The sequence below is a fragment of the Arcicella rigui genome (assembly GCF_034929435.1).
GTDB classification, from domain to species: Bacteria; Bacteroidota; Bacteroidia; order Cytophagales; family Spirosomataceae; genus Arcicella; species Arcicella rigui.
The window spans coordinates 1-20,268 of record NZ_JAYFUM010000014.1; the positions used below are offsets into that span (position 1 = coordinate 1).

Here is a 20,268-nt window from a genome sequence, read left to right on the forward strand (position 1 = left end):
GTGTCATAGAACAGGAAATCGGTACCGAAGTACTTCGATACCGATTTACAGATTAAGAATAGCCATTTACAATATCCTATGGATAAGCTTTGCCCAAAATTCGGGATGACTCATGTTTACAGATTAAGAATAGCCATTTACAATATCCTATGGATAAGCTTTGCCCAAAATTCGGGATGACTCATGTTTATGTTTATTTACTTTCTTTAGTTATTAAAATCTACGTCTGGTCGATTTACTCTTATGTCTTTTTTCTTCGCAGCAGTGCTGTTTCCGATGGGTAATTGTAAGGTTAATTTATAGAATCGAACTTCTCTTCGGTTCATAGATTCTTGGAAAGAGCTTGGTTGGTCATATACCGTAATGGGTTTTCGGGAGTTGAAAACATCATTAATCGTAAATAAAACACTTGCCTTATTATTCATAAAACTTTTTCTGATAGCAAAATCCATCGCTTTGATTGACGAACGATAACCTTGTAATTGTGGTGCTTTGCTATCATAATTCATGTTCAATTGTGCCGAAATACTACTTGTTACTTTGTAGCTAATGTTCAATTTGCTATTGTAACGCCACATGGCTTTTTCATAATCTGCTGATTTCAATACCATATTGAATACATTCAAATTGGCTAAAAAATTAAGTTTTTTACCGATTGAAAAAGTTAAGGTATTATCAAAACCCGATTGAATATCTGCTTGAGCATTGATAAATGTAGTGATATAAACCGAAGGGTCGGTAGTAGAAGCCTGTACAATTGGCTTAATCGTATTGTCTTCGTAGATATAGTAAATGCTTGACAACCAGTTTACTTTCCCAAAAGCAGTATTATAATTCAGTTCAGCTGTATTGACAAATTCTGGCTGAATTTTCGGATTTCCAATCGTGATATTTTGTTTATCATTTGCCTGAATTCCTACAAATAATTGTCTAAAATTAGGTCTGCCTACTTTTCTACTAAAGTTCAAACCAATTTCTGATTCGGCATTGATTTTTTTACTGATAGACATCGACGGAAACAACGCTTTAATCAAATTATCGCCATTACTTGCAGGAAATTTATAACCGAAATTTGAATTTGGGTCAAGATTTGAAACACCCGTTAAACTCGATTGTTCAAATCGTAAGCCAGCCGAAAAACTAATATTCTTTTTCCATTTGGTAGAATACATTCCGTAAATGGCGTTGATGGTTTCGGTAATATTGGCATCTTGTGAATAATCTTTTTGTAAAATAAAGCTGTTACTTACTTCATCCAACTTTGAAAAAAGATATTTCTGGTCACGGATATAAGTATAGCTTCGTAGCCCTAACTCAATTTTTGTAGAATCGTTGAGCGGTTTCACATAATCCAATTGTCCTAAAATTTGATTACCAACAGTATTTCCTGCAATTACATCAGTTTCTGGAAAACCTGTTTGATTCTTACCATCGGCAGTCATGGAAGTAGTAAACCAATCAGCGGCATTTGATAAATTATTTCTGGTAAATGAACTGATAAAACTTAAAGATTTTCCTTTTTGTGCAAAAGTATGTTTCCAGTCAAATTCAAGTCCAATATTATTAAAAGTATTATGGGGTTGCGTATTTCTTCCGCCATAACTTAGCAATTGCTCATTGGCATCTAAATTTTGAAACTGTTGATTCGTCTGCGAATTATACTCGCCTTTTACATAAGTACCTGCCAGCGAAAGAGTATTGGCTTTATCAAGATTATAATCAGCCACCAAACGAATATTATGAAAAAGGTTGTTTAATGAAACATTAGTGTTTTGATTATAATAACTTGTCACCGAGCCGTCTGTGGCAAAATTAGTTCTGTAAGCATAGCTATTCAAAGGGTTTTGTGTAGCATTGAAATTGTATAAAGCCGACATATTCCATTTGCCTTGATTCAGGTTTAAATTCACCATGCCATCGTAGCGTGAATTATTCCCAAACCCAACACTTACAGTACCATTATAGCCAGCTTGACGATTTTTTTTCAAAATTAAATTCACAATTCCTCCTGAAGCCGCCGCTTCATACTTTGCCGAAGGGTTTGAAATTACTTCTACCGACTCAATTTGTCCAGCAGGAATTTGAGCTAAACTCAATTGTGTTGGCTTTCCATTGATATAAATGGTAGCCCCCATATTTCTAAGATTCGCCGTTCCGTCAGGATTAATCGTTAAAGAAGGTAAATTTCTAAGTAAATTTTCAGCAGTACCACCAACCGTCGTTAGGTTTCGTTCTACACTAAAAACCCTTTTGTCCATTCCCATCGAAGCACTATTTTTAGTCGCCGTCACGGTTACTTCCTTCAGCATTTTTGGTTCTGGTTGTAAAGAAATGATTCCCAAAGAAGTTTCTTCAGCACCGAGTTGAAGTACTTTTTCAAAATTCTGATAGCCAATAAATGAGATTTTTATTTTAAGATTTTCGGCAGGAAGGTTTTGAATAGAAAATTCACCAGCTTCGTTGGTATTCACACCTTTTAGTAAAATGTCTTCGCCATTAGCTTGGGTTTTTAATACAATAACAGAAGCAAAAGGCAAAGCTTGCTGATTTGAGCCATTGATGAGTTTTCCTGAAATATTATGTTTGTTCTGAGCAAAAGCGAAAACTGTACTCATCACAAGTAAGGCTGTGATTACTAATTTGTTCATATTTTGTGATATAAATGCTGATGTTTGAGAACAAAACTAATCAAGAATTCTGTAAGGAATTTGAAGTTGTGTTGAAATGAACTTTAGCAGCGACATAAAACAAAAGCTTATAGACGAGATAGAACCTGACTAAGTATAATTTCATTAGCAGTCATCGGCAAAAAATGTTTATTTTTGTTTTAAAAGAAACATCAAAATTATGAAGGCGAAGTATGTAAACCCATTTACAGATTTTGGATTTAAGAAAATCTTTGGAGAAGAAGCCAGCAAGCCTCTTTTGATTGATTTTTTGAATGCCCTTTTGCCTCAAGTCTATAAAATAATTGACTTAACATTCAAAAACACAGAACAGCTTGGGCAGACAGAAGATGACCGAAAAGCGATTAATGATATTTACTGTGAAAATGAAAGAGGCGAAAAATTTATTGTAGAATTGCAGAAAGCCAAACAAAATTACTTTAGAGAAAGAACCATTTACTATTCTACTTTTCCTATCGGAGAACAAGCAGAAAGAGGCGAGTGGAATTATCAGTTAAAGGCTGTTTATTGTATTGGTATCTTGGACTTTAAATTTGATGATTATAAAAATGATGCAGAAAAGCATGAAGTAGTTCATACCATAAAGCTCAAGAATCAAAACGGTAAAGTTTTCTATGATAAGCTTACTTATATTTATCTTGAAATGCCCAATTTCAAAAAAACAGAATCAGCTTTAGAAAACCGATTAGACCAGTGGTTGTACTTTATTAAGCATTTAGAAGATTTTCAGCATATCCCTGCCATTTTTAATGATGAGGTCTTTTCTAAAGCTTTTGAAAAAGCTGAATTAGCCAAACTTGGACAAGCAGAATTAGATACTTATGAACATAGTTTGAAAATATACAGAGATTTAAAAGGCGTTATTGACACGGCATTCGACGAAGGAAAGATTGAAGGGAAAAAGGAAGGAAAAGTAGAAGGAAAGAAAGAAGGAATTTTAGAAATAGCACTGAAGATGAAAAGTAAAGGACTTTCTTCAAAAGATATTTCCGAATTAACAGGACTGGACGAAAGTGAAATTGAGAAACTTTGAGCAGATCGTAAATTTGAAAGTATGGTAAGAATCAGATTTGTTCTAAGATAAAAAATTCTCTATCTGGTTAATACAAGTCAAAAATCTTATAGGATTCATGCTATTTTACCAAAAAAAATCCAACATGAACCTAAAGACTTGTTTAACTTTGAGCGTAGCTTTTGCTACTTTATGGGCTTGTAAACCTAAAGAAAAAGAAAACCCACTGCTTGGTACTTGGCAATTAGTGGCGGCAGAAACGATTGAAAAGGATACTTCATATTCTACTTTTAATCCCAAAATAGAAATGATTAAGATTATCAATCCCACCCATTTTGCTTTTATGAATCATTTAGTGAATCCTCCTAAAGATTCATCTAATGCTTTTTCAGCAGGTGGCGGAGTATATACTTTGGTGGACAGCGTTTACACTGAACACTTAGACTATTTTGTTGACAAAAACTGGGAACATAATACGTTTACTTTTAACGTAAAAATCCAAAATGATACTTTAATCCAAAAGGGCGTTGAGAAGATTGAAAAACTCGGAATCGACCACGTGATTATTGAGAAGTATGTGCGGGTGAAGAAATAAAAAAAGTAAGTAAGGTTGTTGCTAAATAAGAAACAACCTTACTTTTTTGAATCTAACTCTTGAATTCTCCAAATTGATTTAGCATCTTTTGCAAGGTCTCTTTGTCTTGCTGAAATTTTCTCTTCACTCCATGATTCATAATTTTCAGACAGTGAATTCGTAATTCTGCTATTACTCTTGTTGAAGAAATTGACTTTATCAGAATACCTCAATACATCAGCACCTTTGTTCAACTTCTTTTCCAATAATGTTAAATTCCCAATCCTATATACAGAACGATTTATAGATTCTTGACTCATTCCCCAAGACTCATCTGCACTTTCGGGTAAAATATGTTCAATCGTATATAAATCGCTTTCAGGGCTTATTTCGTTTTGATATTTATAAGCTTCAATTTTAGATAAAATATATTTTATAATTTTATGATTACGACTTGTATTTTTAAACTCTTTAGTAGAGAAGTCATTTTCAAAGTTTATATCTGAAATGTAAATTGGTTGAAAATCCTGCACTGAAAATTGTTTATTAGCATTTATCTTTAGTGCAATTGAGTTATAAACTTCCTCTTGAGCATTTGGATTGAGTCCCCCAATTATATTGTAGCGGAATGAAATAATTGAGCAAGTTCTTACTAATTTTTTAAAAGCACTCGTATCAAGATTTTTATAGCCAGCCATCAACAATGAATTTGTTTGTCTAATCTGAAATAGCTTTAATTCTCTCAAAGATTCTCTGATTTCAATATTTGTATTCCAAGTCACATCATCTGGATTCTGAATTGCAATATAAATATCAGCAGTGTCACGTAGGTTTCTAACCAAAGCAAATACTTTCTCTTTAGTTGAAATATTTGTTTTTATTGATTTAAAAAGATTCTTCTTTCCTACAGTTTTATTTTCACTATTCCAATAGTATCTAAGGTAGTCTTCAAACTTTTGTTCGCCTAATTTCCCTACAATGCTATTCCAAATATTTTCTAATTCTTCTATTTCAGAAATATGGGGATTTGTTTCATCTACAACCGAAAAAAGGTAGTTTTTTAATAAATCAGAGGAGGAGAGTTGTACACCTCTTGCATTTAACGTTTCAAATACTTTAAACGCATTTATTTGGTCAGTTACCTCAATAACAGTGAAGAATAACTTATCCACAATGTTGTCTATGAATGCAGCTAACTCTTCTCCAGTTTTAAAGTCCTTTTTAATTTTATCATAATACCACATTAAACATTCCCTCATGTGTTTTTCAGAGGAATTAGTATTTCTGAGGGGCAAATCCCTTAAAAGAACTAAATGTTGCTTATAATAATCTTCACTGTTTCTATTTAATTTAAGTTTGTTATTTGAAATAAGTGTTACTGGATCAACATAACCAATGTAACTATTTTGAAGATTTTCTTTACGTCTATGATTTTTCTCTGCATCAACTCCACTTTCAACTAAGTCTTTCAAACATTTTAAAGTTGCTAATATCAAGATACTCAATGTTGTCAATCGCTGTTGCCCATCTATAATGAGAAAGTTTTTATTATTTGAAGTCTGAAGTACGAGATAACCCATGTAGTGTTCAGTTTCTTCATTGGTTAGAAGGGATTTTATGTCTTGCCATAAATCGTCCCATTGTTCCGCCTCCCAAGTATAATCTCTCTGAAATTTTGGAATTTCATATCTCAAACCATTGCCCATTAATTGGCGGTAAGTTTTACTCGATGTGTCTTGAATTCCTTTCATGATTATTAATCTTTAATACTTTACCCTCTTTTGCTTGTAATCTTTAAAATAGCAATTTATAATGGTAATTTCGCTAAAATCCGCTACTGAGCGAGAAATTGATAAGAAAAGTTTACGATAAATTGTATTTACTTTCGGAAATCCCAAAGTACAACTTCCCAAAGTTCCGGATGCGTTGTATCGAAATATTCGTGGATGATTTCAAAACCTACTCTTTTATGTGCTGCCAAAGAACGAGTATTCCTTTTGGCAATTTCGGTAATACAAAGGTCAAATTTATCCGATAATTCAGTTTTGTGTTTGGCGTAAAGTCCATCAAAAATACCTTGTCCACGATAGCCTTCTGCTACGCAAATTTGTCCCATCGCATAATAGCGATAATCCTTCACTAATTTTCCTTCATACTCCAATTCATCCAACATGGTAAACATCGCCGTCAGTACAGGAATATCATATCTAAAACTCTCTGCCATTACTAAAGCATAGCCAACTACTTTATCTCCATCTTTGGCAATAATTTGTGGATAAGCCGCATTCATGCGAGAGAGTAAATCAAAATTATGAACCACCGTAACGAAGCCTTGGTCGTTGGCTACTTCTTCTGAAATATTTCTGGGTAAGTTTTTTTGTTGTAATGCTAATAATTGCCAGATTTCGTCGTCTGTACTAACCGTTGTGAAAATTACGCTCATTGTAAGGAATATTTAATTTAATCGTCTTGTCATTAATGCTTTTATTACTTCATAAAATTGTCGTGGAGCTAAAACTCGCCAATTGACAACGTCTAAAGTTCCACCGAAATTTAAGTAATAATCTAACCTAAATTTTGTCCATTCTTGTTGGACAAAATCTCTAAAATTACAGGCTGCTATCCAACCGTCTTCTACTTCTTCAAACCATTCTGCATAATAATCGTCTTCATAGCTTCCATGAAAATTCAGTACATTTTCGCCTACCAGAATAAACTGGTTGATTCCTTGATTCACGAGATGGTCGATAACATTTCGCTTAAACCACATAATATCGTTGTGCAAAGTATCATTCCATTCGCCAAACATTTCAATAATCACAAATCGTTGTTCGTAATCACAAAAAAGGATTTTACAGTATAAAGTCTCGGATTCAAATTCATCCCAAAATGGATGAATAAAGTATCCATAAATATCATGTTCGTAATAAGAAGTATTATAGAGACGCTCATAAAAGGGCGAACGTGGGTCTTTTGAAGCCACATACAAATTCTCCCAATTATAAAATGGTTCTATGTCTTGCATATTTAATTGTGATTGAGTGAATGGTGATTTAGTGATTATTTTTTTAATTGTGAGTTAGTGATTGTGTTTAAAATTGTGAATGAGTGAGTTGTGATTTAGTGATTGTTTTTTTTAATTGAAATCTGAAAGCCGACATCTGAAATCCGAAACCCGAAATCTAATAGCTTTTCGTCATATCATCAGGAATCACAAAAATGAAATCCGCTGAGTTTTTTACTTTTTCGCTTGGGTTTTCAATGTCGCTGGCTTCGATGGTATTAATGGTCATAATTTTCAAAGCAGGATTTTTTCTTTTCAAATGCCAAACGATGCCTTCAAAATTATTGGAATGATAACTTCCATTATAATGCAAAAAACACTGTTCTTGTTGCCAATTCTTTAAAATAAAATTCGCCATCGTAGCATCTTTAATAATTTGTGCTTTGGTAATATTCTCTGCCGAAATACTTGTGCCACCACTTCCGTGCATGCCGCCCATTTTCATCATTTCTGCGTAAGCAGGCAAAGTTAAGTCAACTTCAATCGGTAGCGGAGCAATGTTCTTTTTGGCATCTTCTGATAATTGATTCAGTGCATCTAAACCTCCTTTTGATACCATACTCGCATAGCGACGAGGAATATTAGTTGCCACAAAATTCAATTTATTTTTCAAGGCAAAATCCAATAAAGGTTTATAATCTGTTTGATAATTTTGCCATACTTTTGCTTCGGTTTCAAATTGTTTGGCGGTAATAAAACCCTTTAAGTACTCGTTCAAAACGGTTTGATTATCGGCTTCAAACATCTCTGCACCCAATACCAATTTTTCTTTTTTCTCTTTGTACAAGTCTTTCGTAACCTGTAATTCAAGCCAATGATTTAAAGAATTATCATGTAATTCACCAAAGAAAACAATGTCGGCTTCTGCCAATTCTTTGAGCATTTTTTGATAAGATGTCTCTTTTAAGCTTTTGTTGTACAACAAATAAGCAGGTTTGTCGGACGACAAAGCACAGGTAAAGAGCATCAAAATTATGGCAGATAAGTACGTTTTCATAATGGTTTTTGTTGGATGAATGTAATAAGAAAATTAAGTCGATACCTTAAAATTAAGGAAATTCATTGAAAATCCGACAGCCGAAATCCGACAGCCGAAAACTAAAAAATATTGCATTTCAATAAAACCCTTTTATTTTTTAATAAACTATGAAAAACACAAGAAGAGATTTCTTAAAAACTTTTGCTGCTACTTCGCTTACAGTTCCGATGCTTTCTGCTTTACAAGCGAATGCGGCTATCGCTCCCGAGAAAAAATTGGGCGTAGCTTTGGTTGGTTTGGGCTATTACGCTACTTATCAGTTAGCACCAGCTTTAGAAAAAACTGCTAATTGTCGCTTGGCAGGAATCGTTACGGGAACGCCTTCTAAGGTAGAAACTTGGAAGAAAAAGTATAAAATTCCAGATAAAAACATCTACAATTATCAAAATTTTGACCAAATTGCCGATAATCCCGACATTGATGTTGTCTATGTGGTTTTGCCAAACTCAATGCACCACGAGTTTACGCTTCGTGCAGCAAAAGCTGGGAAACACGTCATTTGTGAAAAACCGATGGCTGTTTCGGTAAAAGAAGCAGAAGAAATGATTGCCGCTTGCAAGGCTGCCAATGTTCAATTAGCCATTGGCTATCGTTTGCATTATGAGCCATTCACCAACGAAGTAATGCGTTTGGCAAAAGATAAAGATTTTGGGAAAGTTACTTTTATAGAAGCAAGTTTTGGTTTTCCTTTGCGTGACCCAAAAGCTTGGCGATTGAATCCGAAGCTTTCGGGCGGAGGCCCAATGATGGATGTGGGCATTTATGCACTGAATGCCGCTCGTTATGCCACTGGCGAAGAACCTATTTCGGTAACGGCTCAAACAGTAAAAACTCGTCCAGATATTTACTTGCCGGGCATTGAAGAAACGCTTTTCTGGCAAATGAAATTTCCGAGCGGAGCGGTTTCTAATCATACTACTACTTACAACAGTGGTTTGCAACGCTTGTATGTGGGTTATGAAAATGGCAATTTAGAAATGTCGCCTGCTTATGACTATGGGCCATTGAAAGGCAAAACTTCAAAAGGGCCGATGGATTTACCTATCGTCTATCATCAAGTACTTGAATTAGACGGTATTTGCGGAAGTATTCTTGAAAACAAACCGAATATCACGCCGGGTGAAGAAGGTTTAAGAGATATGAAATTGATTGAAGCCATCTTTAAAGCGGCTAAAACTGGGAAGGAAATTAAAGTATAGCTTTAAGCTGTTAGCTTTGAGCAGTGAGCTATGAGCCATGAGCTTTTTATTTGAAAATATAAATCTTATTGCTCAAGGCTTAATACTCAAAACTCATAACTGTGAGCTTTGAGCTACGAGCAATGAGCTTTTTATTTTTATTTGAAATTCTAAATCTCATTTTTTCATTCTATTTAAAAAAACTAAATCTCAAAGCTCATAGCTAAAGGCTCATAGCTAAAATAACCATGAACACAAACGAAAAATTAATCCATACTTTTTATGAAGCTTTTAAGGTAAAAGACTTCAAAACGATGGGAGAATGTTATCATCCCGAAGCAACTTTCAAAGACGAAGCCTTTGATTTGAAAGGTAAAGAAGTACCAGCCATGTGGCGAATGCTTTGTGGCGTTGGGGCAAGTGTGGTTGTAGAGTTTTCGGGTGTTGAAGCGGATGAAAATACTGGCAAAGCACATTGGGAAGCTTGGTACACTTTCTCGCAATCGGGCAATAAAGTGCATAATATCATCGACGCTACTTTTACTTTTAAAGATGGTAAAATCCTGACGCATCATGATAAATTCAGCTTTTATCGCTGGTCTTCACAGTCGTTGGGAATGATTGGAAAACTCTTGGGCTGGACTCCCTTCTTGAAAAAACAAGTAAGAGAAAGAGCGATGGGGAATCTTAAAAAATTTATTGCCAAACATCCAGAATATCAATAAAATGGAAGAAGTAGTTGAACAATTGCTCAATAGAATTGTAGAGGTAGAAAAATACTTTTCAGCTCATTCGGAAGCTGATTTAGCATTAAAAGTAAGTCCAGAAAAATGGTCAAAAAAAGAAGTGTTAGGGCATTTGATTGACTCCGCTCAAAGTAATATCCGCAGAATGGTCGTTGGGCAATATCAAGAAAATGCTCATATCATTTACCGGCAAAACGAATGGGTAAAAGCGGCTGATTACCAACATTATGATACAAAAGATTTAATACAACTCTGGGTACTATTGAATAAACACTTTTGTAGAGTATTGTTGAATTTACCCAAAGAAAATTATCAAACCATCACTAATTGGGGCAACGAAACTACGCCTATGTTAGGGCAAGATTTAGTAACGCTTGAATTCGTAGCCAAAGATTATATCCGTCATCTCGACCACCATTTTTTGAGTTTGGAATGAGGAGTTTGGAGTGAGGAATATTTACCAAATGCAGCTAAAGTGAGTCATTAGTCACATTTTGTTTCTTCCGATACAGCTAAAGTGAGTCGTAAGTCGCATTTTGATTCTTCTGATGCAGATAAAGTGAGTAATGAGTCGCTTTTTGATTCTCCTGATGCAGCTAAAGTGGGTCGTGAGTCACATTTTGATTCTTCTGATGCAGATAAAGTGAGTCGTGAGTCACATTTTGATTCTTCTGATGCAGATAAAGTGAGTCGTGAGTCACATTTTGATTCTTCTGATGCAGATAAATTGAGTCGTGAGTCACATTTTGATTCTTCTGATGCAGATAAATTGAGTCATGAGTCACATTTTGTCTCTTCTGATGCAGATAAAGTAAAATGATTTTCTTTGAATATTTAATTCCAAAAACGATAAAAACAATCTTAATACTTTATGCAATTAATTCCTTTTTTACAGAAAGGCTTCGCTACTTCGAGTAGCCGTATTGCCAAAATTGCTTCGGAAATGAAAGGGGATGAAGTTTTCTTTCGTCCTTACGACAAAGTAAACCATTTGGCTTGGGAGCTTGGGCATCTAACATTTATGAGAAATACCATTATCAAAATCTTAAATCCTGCTGAAAAGTTGAGTGTTTACGAAGGAGAAAAAGAAGCATTTGCTCCGGGTACTTCTTTACTGGCAAATGATGCCTATACTAAGATGGAAGATTTAATCAGCGTTTTTCAAACAAGAGGCGAAAGAATTATTACATTACTGACGGAGATTACTCCAGAACAATGGGAAGCTGAAAGTATTATTAAACTTCCTTTTGGTAAAACAGTGGGCGAGCAAGTCTCATTTTTCTTATTACATGAAAATACACATTATGGAGAAATGAGCTACCTAAAGAACATCATTGTTCGTTTAAGAAATTAAAAAAAGCGGTCTGAAATCTCATTCAGACCGCTTTGCTTTTATAGTTTACCGATTTTACCACTGAATAAAGAAAGTGTAATTCCTACAACAATCAATACAATACTTAGCGCTGCCTTCCAGCAAAAATTAAATAAGCTAATCATTTTAATTTGAAATTTATCCCAATATTAAATCCAATCTTATTGGGTTTGATTAATAACAAAGAATTAGAATCACTTTGTTGATTAAGCGAGTAGCTGTAAGTAGGTTCTATAAACAAAAAGGCATTGTCTCCAATTTGGCGAGTGATTCCATAAGCGATATTCGCAAAACCATTCAACGCCTGACCGCCACTGAGTCTATAAGCTCCTTCAACACCTACATTTATATAATGTGAAAGCGATTCCCCCTTCAAAAAAGTATATTGCAATTCTACTTTAGTGCCTAAATAATTGGCTGATTGTGCATATACTTTACTCACTTCTACAAAACTTGCATCAGCATTTCCATTATCTGAGGACTGAACTACCAACGAGTCGGTTCTTACTTGGTAGTTAAAACTATGGTTAGTTTTAGTAAAAGTAAGTCCTGTTCTGAGCTTCAATCTATCCGATAAAGTAAACACCAAACCAGCTTGTGCATAAACTCCCAAACGGTCGGCATCATCATTAACCACAATTTTGTGGACATAATTAGCATCATTTCCATTTGGAGTAATCGTGTAGTAATTAATCAAAGGCATCGCACTGGCATAAAACTCTACTGGCTTTGGTTCTTTGTAATAAGCAGTAGGTTTTGGCCCTCGGTAGCGAATTTTGGGTGATTTAAAATGATTTAGATAAGGATGAAACAATTTGGGTTGAAGTGCGGATACGAAGTGCTGAGAGGACACATTGTTGTTTTCTTGCGTCTGCCCTGTGTTTTCGTTACGAACACCACTGAATGTTTCGTTGTTTACACGCTCGTTGGGAGAGAATACATCGCCTCTTGGCGTTTTATTGCCTCCGCCACCAAAAAATTTCTGAGAATTTTTTGAAAGTACTGTCTGATGCTGTTGTTGTCTTTCTGTTGTTGAATTTGTTCTTTCTTTAGAGGGCTTAAGGGTTGATTTTTCAGTAAGGATTATTGCTTTATTCGATTCGGTTCTGATTTCATGGGTACTATTATCCGCCGAATTTGATTCTTCTAAAACTTCATTATTTTTTGAAGTACTTAAATCTTCTACGGCTTTACTTTCGTTTGGAGTAGTTTTTTCTTGAGCGGATTGTGGTACTGTATGATTTTCTTTTTCGGCTTTTTCAATTGAAGGAATGTCGTGCTGGTTTTTCATTGAAGAAACAACATAGAGCGACAACCCTGCCAATAAAAGCACGATTGCTACTGAGGCAAATTGCCAATAAGGTAATTTGCGAGTAGGAGTTACAGGAAGTTGAGGCTCTATTTTTTCCCAAAGTAGAGCGTCGGGTTCTGATTCAAAATCAGAAAATGTATCTCGAAAAATGTCCTCAAAAGGGTCTTTTTCGTTATCAATTGCGTTCATAGCTGACAATTCCCATTTGTTTTAATTGCTTTCTAAGCAGTTCTTTCGCTCGTGAGAGTTGCGACTTAGATGTATTCTCACTTACGCCCAACAGTTCACCAATTTCTGCATGATTGTAGCCATCAATGATATAAAGGTTAAAAACCATACGGTAGCCATCGGGTAGTTGATTGATAAGTTTTAGCAAATCTTCGCTTGAAAGATTCGCCAATAGGTTCGGGTAATCATCGTTGCTTAGTACAATATTTTCATAATCCGTATTTTGTTGAAATTTTAAATTAGCATGATAATAATTTATGGCAGTGTGAATCACAGTCTTGCGAACCCACGCCGCTACTGCTTTAGGGTTTTCGAGGGTATGTATATTATTAAATATCTTTACAAATGCTTCTTGGTAGATATCTTCGGCTTCATCTGGCGTGCGAGTATAACGCCGGCAAACACCCATCAACTTGCTTTTGTACAGGTTGTAAAAAGCAGTTTGGGCTTTGCGGTCGTTTTTTTGGCAGGCTTTGACTAATTCCTGTTCGTTTAGCATTTAGTGAGTTTTGAAAAAGTGTCAATAAAGATTAGTTGAATAAGGAATTTCTCTATAAAACTAACCTTTATTTCACTTTTATTTTTTAATTCTTACGGTAAAATTGGCCTTCAAGATGTCGTTGTTAGTAGTGGTTATCACATACTTAAACTGGTCGTTATATTCTTTTCCATCTTGCTGTTTTAGTTTATAGTAAATTTTCTTGTCTTGTATTCGTATCATTCCAAAAGTGGGTTTCGATTCAATACTGATTTCCTTGATAACAGTACAATTTGAAACATACAAAAAGTAAGGAATCTCTATTTCTGTATCTTTCACTTGGCTTGCTGATATTTCCATTTGCCCATTTTTTACATCAGGCTTACATTCTGGCGTATTTCTGATAATTACTTGCACAACCATCTTTTGCGGGTTAGCACCATTTTTATCATAAATCATATATTCAAATAAATCATTACCTTCTTTGTTTGCCGTTTGTGTGTACTCTATATCAGCATTGGCATTTACAATAGCTTTTCCAAATTGTGGCGGAATACTTATTTTTAGGCTTTTTCGGTCATAATTATCACAAATTTTATCGTTTTCGAGTACCTTAATCACCTTCGCAGTGGTATCGTTTTTATCAATGACAAGTATATCAGGGACAAGAATATTTCTACAAGTTGCTCCTTCGATATTGATTTTTACGCCTACTACTTTACACACTGGATTAGTGCCTTTTGTGCAGATTTGATAGAAAAAAATATCATTTTGCTCAAGGTTATTATTGGGTGTATAAAGTACTTTATTGTTTTGAATTACAGCCGTACCAAAAAGTGGTTGTTCGATAATTTTAAAACTCGAAGAATCTACAATGGCATTGCAATACCTGTCGTTAGCCAACACATCTAAGAGCGTAGAAGTATTTACTTTTACCGTAAATACATCTGGAATTGCCCCAGCATTACATGGAACTTGACTAATATTCGCCGCAATATGAATTCTCAGGGTATCACGCTTATCCTTAGCCGGATTTCCATTCATCATTTTGTAAATCAACACTTCTGTTACTTCACTTTTGGTGGAATCAGCTTTATACACTAAGTAACCTGTTTTTGAAAAGGTCATTTTCCCATACACAGGCGTGTTTTCCATCTTTATTGAAGCATATCCTGATGATTTCAACAAAGACTTTGTATCAATCGCTATAAAATTATTGGGTTGGCTATAAAAATCTTTATCTTGAATCAAAGTCACAGTAGAATCTATTGGTTTAATAGGTGGGGCAACTTCTTTTATTTCGTCGCAAGCCCATATTAAGCTCAATACTGTGATTAAAAATATTCCCAAAAATAGCTTCATATTGTTTTTTAGAGTTTAAGATTGGTCAGTAATAATACTGACCAACCATTTCACTCATAATTTACTATTTATCTCTTTTTGCTGCTACAAATTCACCGTCTTTATCAAAATAGACGTAATATTTGTTCGTACCAACGGTAACATAGAGCAAATAAGACTGAATAACATTATCTTTTAAATTAACGCTACCTTTTGTAAGCGACCAACCTGTATAAACTTTATTTAGGTAATCGGTAATTACTTGAGGTAATTCGCTACTTGTGATAGCTTTGTCTTCAAATTTAGGGAAATCAGGTGACTTCGGAGCGTTCACGCTGATAATCTTACCACTGCCATCAAAAGTAAGCGTTGTATATTTTCCACTTTTTGAAATAGCAACGATATAATTACTCACTACCGAGTCTTTCGTTACGACAACCCCTTTTTCAAACTTCCAATCTGCATAATTACTTGAAATATAATCTTTTATCACTTGTGGCAAATCAGATTCACTCAAATATTTATCACTCAATTTGGGTAGTTTAAGTTTTACTTCATTTGTTTTTGTTAAAACTCCATTGTTATCAAAGGTTAATTCGTAAAGTACTTCTCCTTTTTTGGCTGCTACGAAATAGGTTTTTGTAGCATCAGAATTTGTTTTGATAACCGCTCCTACAAAATCATAACCGCTTAATTGGCTTTGGATATTAGCAGGCAAATCTGTTAGCGTTGCCGAATAAGTTTTTGGCGTTTTACCAGATTTCTGTCCTTTCGGTTCTGTAAAAGTAGCCACCAAAGTACCTGTCGCATCAAAAAGTAAAGTAACTTTTTGGTCTTTGTATTCGATTAATACTTTGTATGAAACTGCTCCATTAGCATCTTTTCCAACGGCTATTTTCTCGAATTTATACCCTGCATAATTGGTATTTAAATAGGTTTTGATAGCTTCTGGTAAAGTTACTTTGGTAGAATCGTCGGTAACGGAATAAGTACTTAAAATCTTTCCGTTGGAAGAAACCGTAGCCTCGTGCGAAACACCATTAACAGTAAAATCACAGCCATAAACTTTGCTGGAATCTATCGTAGAAACCACAATGTTGGCTGCTGTTGGATAATCTTGTTTAATGACAGCCGAAACTTTGGCGGCTGAAGTAGCATCTGTCTGAGATTGATTTTGTGCTTGGATGCTCTCTAACTCTTCCTTGCAACTACTAAGCAAACCCACGAAAAGAAGTGAGCAGGCTACAAAAAATATTTTTTTCATAAAGTAATACAAATTTGGTTTTAACAAACACACTATTGTTATGCTTTCTTTACTGAAAAATTTGATCAAGACCTCCATTAAAGAAAATAATTGAGAAGAAATGCACTTCGATAAAAAGACAGGAAGAAAGAAGTAAAGGGTTGCATGAATGTTAAAAATTATTAAAAAAGACAAAACCTCAGCCAAATGTTTTGACTGAGGTTTTTGTTTTTTAGATTTAGGATTTGTGATGTCGGATGTAAAATTAATTAAGTAATCAGGCAGCATTAAATTACTTGTAATACTTTAGGCAATAGACCGTAAGTAAAATAGTTAAAATTAATTTTGACTCATTACTTAAATATTTTTTTGTAAATAATTGATGATTAGAATGTTAAAAAACTAATCACCAATTACTATTTACCAATCACTACTTATTTCGACAAGTATAAATTACGTTCGCCATAAACTTTGCGGAAGAACTCGTCTTTCAATGAATCAATGAAGTAAATGGCTTCACCAGTTGATTTCATTTCTGGTCCTAATTCCATGTTTACATTCGGGAATTTATTGAACGAGAATACTGGAATTTTGATGGCATAACCTTTCTTCACTGGGTTGAAAGTAAAGTCTTTTACTTTCGCTCCTAACATTACTTTCGTAGCATAGTTTACATAAGGTTCTTGATAAGCCTTACAGATAAACGGAACTGTACGAGAAGCACGAGGGTTGGCTTCGATGATATATACTACTTCGTCTTTGATGGCAAATTGGATATTTAATAAACCAACGGTACGAAGTGCCACGGCGATTTTCTTGGTATGTTCTTCGATTTGACGAATCACATTTGGAGATAAATCGAATGGAGGAAGTACCGAGTGCGAGTCACCAGAGTGGATACCTGCTGGTTCGATGTGTTCCATAATTCCGATGATATACACATCTTCGCCATCACAAATGGCATCTGCTTCTGCTTCGATAGCATTTTCTAAGAAATGGTCAAGTAAGATTTTATTACCCGGAATATCTCTTAAAATATCTACTACGTGTTGCTCCAATTCCTCTTCGTTGATAACGATTTTCATTGATTGTCCACCTAATACATAAGAAGGACGAACCAATAAAGGATAACCTAATTTACGACCCAATTCTACGGCGTTGTCGGCATCTTCGCAAACTCCGAATTTAGGGAAAGGAATATTGTTTTCTTGTAAAAGTGTCGAGAACGCTCCTCTGTCTTCGGCTAAATCAAGGGCTTCAAATGAAGTACCGATGATTTTGATACCGTGTTTAGTAAGTTTCTCCGCCAATTTCAAGGCAGTTTGTCCACCTAATTGAACGATTACACCTTCTGGTTTTTCGTGCTGAATGATGTCGTACACGTGTTCCCAGAATACTGGTTCGAAGTATAATTTATCAGCGATGTCAAAGTCAGTCGAAACAGTTTCAGGGTTCGAGTTAATCATAATTGCCTCATAACCTGCTTCTTTCGCCGCCAAAACACCGTGAACACAAGAGTAGTCAAACTCAATACCTTGTCCGATACGGTTTGGTCCAGAACCTAAAACCACTACTTTTTTCTTGTCTGTTTTTACAGATTCGTTATCTAAACTTCCAGAACCTTGCGAGAAAGTAGAGTAGAAATAAGGTGTTTTTGCCTCAAATTCTGCTGCACAAGTATCAACACATTTATAAATACGTTTGATACCTAAGCTGTTTCTTTTCTCGTAAACTTCTGATTCTAAGCAACGTAAAGAGTAAGCGATTTGGCGGTCGGCAAAACCTTTGTGTTTTGCTTCTTCCAATAATTCTTTCGGAACAGAGCTTAAAGTATATTTCTCTAAAGTATTTTCAACTCTTACTAAATCTTCAATTTGGTATAAGAACCATTTGTCGATTTTAGTAGTTTGTTGAATTGTTTTGAAAGAAATACCCATTTTAAAGGCATCGTAGATATGGAAAAGACGATTCCAAGAAGGATTTGCCAAAGAGTGCATGATAGCATCTTGGTCAAGTAATCCTTTACCATCTGCTCCCATTCCATTTCTCTTGATTTCAAGTGATTGACAAGCTTTTTGAAGAGCTTCTTGGAAATTGCGACCGATACCCATTGTTTCACCAACAGATTTCATTTGCAAGCCCAAAGTTTTGTCAGCCCCTTTGAATTTATCAAAATTCCAACGTGGTACTTTTACCACTACGTAATCAAGTGCTGGCTCGAAGTACGCCGAAGTAGTACCAGTAATAGCGTTTGTTAATTCATCCAAGTTGTAACCGATTGCCATTTTTGCCGCAATTTTGGCAATTGGATAACCAGTAGCTTTTGAAGCCAAAGCAGACGAGCGAGATACACGAGGGTTGATTTCGATAGCAATGATTTCGTCTGTTGCTGGATTCAACGAGAACTGTACGTTACATCCACCCGCAAACTGCCCAATCGCATTCATCATTTTGATGGCCATATCACGCATTTTCTGATAAATGGTATCAGGTAAAGTCATGGCTGGTGCAACAGTGATTGAGTCTCCGGTGTGAATACCCATTGGGTCGAAGTTTTCAATCGAACAAATGATAATTACGTTTCCGAGATTATCACGCAATAATTCTAATTCATATTCTTTCCAACCCATGATAGATTGTTCTACCAATACTTCGTGCGTTGGCGAAGCGTGCAAGCCTTTGTTGAGGGCTGCATCAAAATCTTTTGGATTGTTCACGAAACCACCACCAGTACCACCCAAAGTAAATGAAGGGCGAATTACTAATGGGAAACCTGTTTCTTGAGCAATCTCTTTTCCTTCCAAAAACGAGCGAGCAGTACGTCCTTTACAAACGCCTACACCAATTTCAAGCATTTTCAAACGGAATTTTTCTCTATCTTCCGTAGTTTCAATCGCCTTGATGTCCACGCCAATAATACGAACATTGTATTTTTCCCAAATGCCCGAAGCATCACAATCAATCGCTAAATTTAACGCCGTTTGTCCACCCATAGTTGGTAAAACAGCATCAATTGGAGTTCCCTCAGCTTGATGTTTCTCTAAGATTTCAACGATTGACTTCTTGTCGAGGGGTTTTAGATAGACATAATCCGCATTAAGTGGATCTGTCATAATCGTAGCGGGGTTGGAATTAATTAAAGCAACTTTGATACCTTCTTCTCGGAGTGAACGAGCCGCCTGCGAACCTGAGTAGTCGAACTCGCAAGCCTGACCGATGATAATTGGACCTGAACCGATAATCAATACGGACTTGATGGATGAATCTTTTGGCACTTTTTGTATTAGTTTTTGAGTTGGATAGTTTTAATTGAAAGATATTTAAGCTGGTATTAACTTCCCAAGGTTCAATACTTTAGAACAATATCCAAGATTTAAAAATATAAAATCACTGATTTTGGAAAGTGATGCTGTATAATTTTTGAAGAGACAATCATGCGGAGACTAAAAAATGGATAATATTAATCAGAAAACCGATAACCTATCCCCAAAAATTGTACAAAGGTAATAGAAACGAACGAAAGTAAAAGACTAAGATTGTATTTTATGGATTTGTCTATTATCTTCTTGAATTATTTATATTTTAATTTTTCGCTAATTCACTTATGCTATACGTAGCATTTTATAAATGCTTGGTGATTTTTGCTCTACTTGCTTTGTGAAACAATCTTGAAAAATCAGTAGAAGGAATTAACTTTGTTGTACAGAATATTTTCAAATCCTTTTTATCCGCAAAATCATGTCGAATAATGATATTTTAAAAAAGCTAAGAGTAGCCTTGCAATTACGTGACGACCAAATTGTAGAGATACTTAAATTAGTTGATTTCAAGGTTTCAAAAGCTGAAATTGGGGCATTGTTTCGTAATGAAGACCACCCAAATTTTAAACCTTGTGGTGACCAAATTCTTAGAAACTTCTTGAATGGCTTGGTTATTCACCTTCGAGGGCCCAAAGAAGACAAAAAACCTTCGCCAGTAAAGCCCATTAAATAAT

General features: G+C 35.1%; 18 protein-coding genes. 8 read left to right on the forward strand and 10 right to left on the reverse strand.

The window, feature by feature from the left end; translation table 11 throughout:
* Positions 1-206: 206 nt before the first annotated feature.
* Complete coding sequence (locus tag VB248_RS12340) at positions 207-2,648, reverse strand: TonB-dependent receptor domain-containing protein (RefSeq protein ID WP_323297091.1); 2,442 nt, start codon at positions 2,646-2,648, stop codon at positions 207-209.
* Between the two features lie 199 nt (positions 2,649-2,847).
* Here VB248_RS12340 and VB248_RS12345 point away from each other — a divergent pair, with 199 nt between their 5' ends.
* Together VB248_RS12345 and VB248_RS12350 are read left to right on the forward strand one after the other, a co-directional pair.
* On the forward strand, positions 2,848-3,720 hold the full coding sequence (locus tag VB248_RS12345) for an Rpn family recombination-promoting nuclease/putative transposase (protein ID WP_323297092.1): 873 nt from the start codon (positions 2,848-2,850) through the stop codon (positions 3,718-3,720).
* Positions 3,721-3,844: 124 nt separating this feature from the next.
* Entirely contained in the window at positions 3,845-4,294 is a 450-nt protein-coding gene (locus VB248_RS12350; protein ID WP_323297093.1) for a hypothetical protein, read from the forward strand.
* A gap of 38 nt (positions 4,295-4,332) precedes the next feature.
* On the opposite strand, the gene VB248_RS12355 is transcribed toward VB248_RS12350, so the two are convergent.
* From VB248_RS12355 to VB248_RS12370, 4 genes are all read right to left on the reverse strand, one after another.
* Positions 4,333-6,024, reverse strand: coding sequence for a DUF262 domain-containing protein (locus tag VB248_RS12355; protein WP_323297094.1), 1,692 nt, complete (start codon positions 6,022-6,024; stop codon positions 4,333-4,335).
* A gap of 128 nt (positions 6,025-6,152) precedes the next feature.
* Entirely contained in the window at positions 6,153-6,716 is a 564-nt protein-coding gene (locus VB248_RS12360; protein ID WP_323297095.1) for a GNAT family N-acetyltransferase, read from the reverse strand.
* Positions 6,717-6,728: 12 nt separating this feature from the next.
* Positions 6,729-7,298 carry a hypothetical protein gene (locus tag VB248_RS12365; RefSeq protein WP_323297096.1) on the reverse strand — a complete coding sequence of 190 codons (570 nt, stop codon included), beginning with the start codon at positions 7,296-7,298 and terminating at the stop codon, positions 6,729-6,731.
* 157 nt (positions 7,299-7,455) lie between these two features.
* A complete protein-coding gene (locus VB248_RS12370; RefSeq protein ID WP_323297097.1) occupies positions 7,456-8,334 on the reverse strand; it encodes a ChaN family lipoprotein in 879 nt (292 codons plus the stop codon).
* 149 nt (positions 8,335-8,483) lie between these two features.
* Between VB248_RS12370 and VB248_RS12375 the strand changes: the two genes are divergently transcribed.
* The 5 genes from VB248_RS12375 to VB248_RS12395 all read left to right on the forward strand — a co-directional run bounded on the left by VB248_RS12375 (position 8,484) and on the right by VB248_RS12395 (position 11,654).
* Positions 8,484-9,575 (forward strand): Gfo/Idh/MocA family protein, encoded by a 1,092-nt coding sequence (locus VB248_RS12375; RefSeq protein ID WP_323297098.1) that lies wholly within the window; start codon positions 8,484-8,486, stop codon positions 9,573-9,575.
* Positions 9,576-9,802: 227 nt separating this feature from the next.
* Positions 9,803-10,279: a nuclear transport factor 2 family protein gene (locus VB248_RS12380; protein ID WP_323297099.1), complete on the forward strand. Its 477-nt coding sequence runs from the start codon at positions 9,803-9,805 to the stop codon at positions 10,277-10,279.
* A gap of 1 nt (position 10,280) precedes the next feature.
* Positions 10,281-10,736 carry a DinB family protein gene (locus VB248_RS12385; RefSeq protein WP_323297100.1) on the forward strand — a complete coding sequence of 152 codons (456 nt, stop codon included), beginning with the start codon at positions 10,281-10,283 and terminating at the stop codon, positions 10,734-10,736.
* Between the two features lie 81 nt (positions 10,737-10,817).
* Positions 10,818-11,120, forward strand: a complete 303-nt coding sequence (locus VB248_RS12390; RefSeq protein WP_323297101.1) for a hypothetical protein — start codon at positions 10,818-10,820, stop codon at positions 11,118-11,120.
* A 51-nt stretch (positions 11,121-11,171) separates the two neighbouring features.
* Entirely contained in the window at positions 11,172-11,654 is a 483-nt protein-coding gene (locus VB248_RS12395; RefSeq protein WP_323297102.1) for a DinB family protein, read from the forward strand.
* Between the two features lie 139 nt (positions 11,655-11,793).
* Here the strand turns inward: VB248_RS12395 and VB248_RS12400 are convergent, their stop codons facing one another.
* The 5 genes from VB248_RS12400 to carB form a co-directional block, all read right to left on the reverse strand.
* On the reverse strand, positions 11,794-13,173 hold the full coding sequence (locus tag VB248_RS12400) for a hypothetical protein (RefSeq protein WP_323297103.1): 1,380 nt from the start codon (positions 13,171-13,173) through the stop codon (positions 11,794-11,796).
* Positions 13,160-13,711 carry an RNA polymerase sigma factor gene (locus VB248_RS12405; RefSeq protein WP_323297104.1) on the reverse strand — a complete coding sequence of 184 codons (552 nt, stop codon included), beginning with the start codon at positions 13,709-13,711 and terminating at the stop codon, positions 13,160-13,162. Before VB248_RS12405 ends, VB248_RS12400 begins: the two co-directional genes overlap by 14 nt.
* 78 nt (positions 13,712-13,789) lie before the next feature.
* Entirely contained in the window at positions 13,790-15,052 is a 1,263-nt protein-coding gene (locus VB248_RS12410; protein WP_323297105.1) for an Ig-like domain-containing protein, read from the reverse strand.
* Positions 15,053-15,116: 64 nt separating this feature from the next.
* On the reverse strand, positions 15,117-16,295 hold the full coding sequence (locus tag VB248_RS12415) for a PepSY-like domain-containing protein (protein ID WP_323297106.1): 1,179 nt from the start codon (positions 16,293-16,295) through the stop codon (positions 15,117-15,119).
* A 413-nt stretch (positions 16,296-16,708) separates the two neighbouring features.
* Complete coding sequence (gene carB, locus VB248_RS12420) at positions 16,709-19,549, reverse strand: carbamoyl-phosphate synthase large subunit (RefSeq protein WP_323297107.1); 2,841 nt, start codon at positions 19,547-19,549, stop codon at positions 16,709-16,711.
* A gap of 463 nt (positions 19,550-20,012) precedes the next feature.
* Here carB and VB248_RS12425 point away from each other — a divergent pair, with 463 nt between their 5' ends.
* Positions 20,013-20,267, forward strand: a complete 255-nt coding sequence (locus VB248_RS12425; protein WP_323297108.1) for a DUF1456 family protein — start codon at positions 20,013-20,015, stop codon at positions 20,265-20,267.
* Position 20,268: the final 1 nt, after the last annotated feature.

Coding starts and splice junctions, on each gene's coding strand:
- VB248_RS12370 (WP_323297097.1), bottom strand. CDS start 8,334: ATGAAAACGTACTTATCTGCCATAATTTTGATGCTCTTTACCTGTGCT.
- VB248_RS12425 (WP_323297108.1), top strand. CDS start 20,013: ATGTCGAATAATGATATTTTAAAAAAGCTAAGAGTAGCCTTGCAATTA.
- VB248_RS12410 (WP_323297105.1), bottom strand. CDS start 15,052: ATGAAGCTATTTTTGGGAATATTTTTAATCACAGTATTGAGCTTAATA.
- VB248_RS12365 (WP_323297096.1), bottom strand. CDS start 7,298: ATGCAAGACATAGAACCATTTTATAATTGGGAGAATTTGTATGTGGCT.
- VB248_RS12375 (WP_323297098.1), top strand. CDS start 8,484: ATGAAAAACACAAGAAGAGATTTCTTAAAAACTTTTGCTGCTACTTCG.
- VB248_RS12385 (WP_323297100.1), top strand. CDS start 10,281: ATGGAAGAAGTAGTTGAACAATTGCTCAATAGAATTGTAGAGGTAGAA.
- VB248_RS12340 (WP_323297091.1), bottom strand. CDS start 2,648: ATGAACAAATTAGTAATCACAGCCTTACTTGTGATGAGTACAGTTTTC.
- VB248_RS12345 (WP_323297092.1), top strand. CDS start 2,848: ATGAAGGCGAAGTATGTAAACCCATTTACAGATTTTGGATTTAAGAAA.
- VB248_RS12400 (WP_323297103.1), bottom strand. CDS start 13,173: ATGAACGCAATTGATAACGAAAAAGACCCTTTTGAGGACATTTTTCGA.
- VB248_RS12380 (WP_323297099.1), top strand. CDS start 9,803: ATGAACACAAACGAAAAATTAATCCATACTTTTTATGAAGCTTTTAAG.
- VB248_RS12350 (WP_323297093.1), top strand. CDS start 3,845: ATGAACCTAAAGACTTGTTTAACTTTGAGCGTAGCTTTTGCTACTTTA.
- VB248_RS12405 (WP_323297104.1), bottom strand. CDS start 13,711: ATGCTAAACGAACAGGAATTAGTCAAAGCCTGCCAAAAAAACGACCGC.
- VB248_RS12355 (WP_323297094.1), bottom strand. CDS start 6,024: ATGAAAGGAATTCAAGACACATCGAGTAAAACTTACCGCCAATTAATG.
- VB248_RS12360 (WP_323297095.1), bottom strand. CDS start 6,716: ATGAGCGTAATTTTCACAACGGTTAGTACAGACGACGAAATCTGGCAA.
- VB248_RS12415 (WP_323297106.1), bottom strand. CDS start 16,295: ATGAAAAAAATATTTTTTGTAGCCTGCTCACTTCTTTTCGTGGGTTTG.
- VB248_RS12395 (WP_323297102.1), top strand. CDS start 11,172: ATGCAATTAATTCCTTTTTTACAGAAAGGCTTCGCTACTTCGAGTAGC.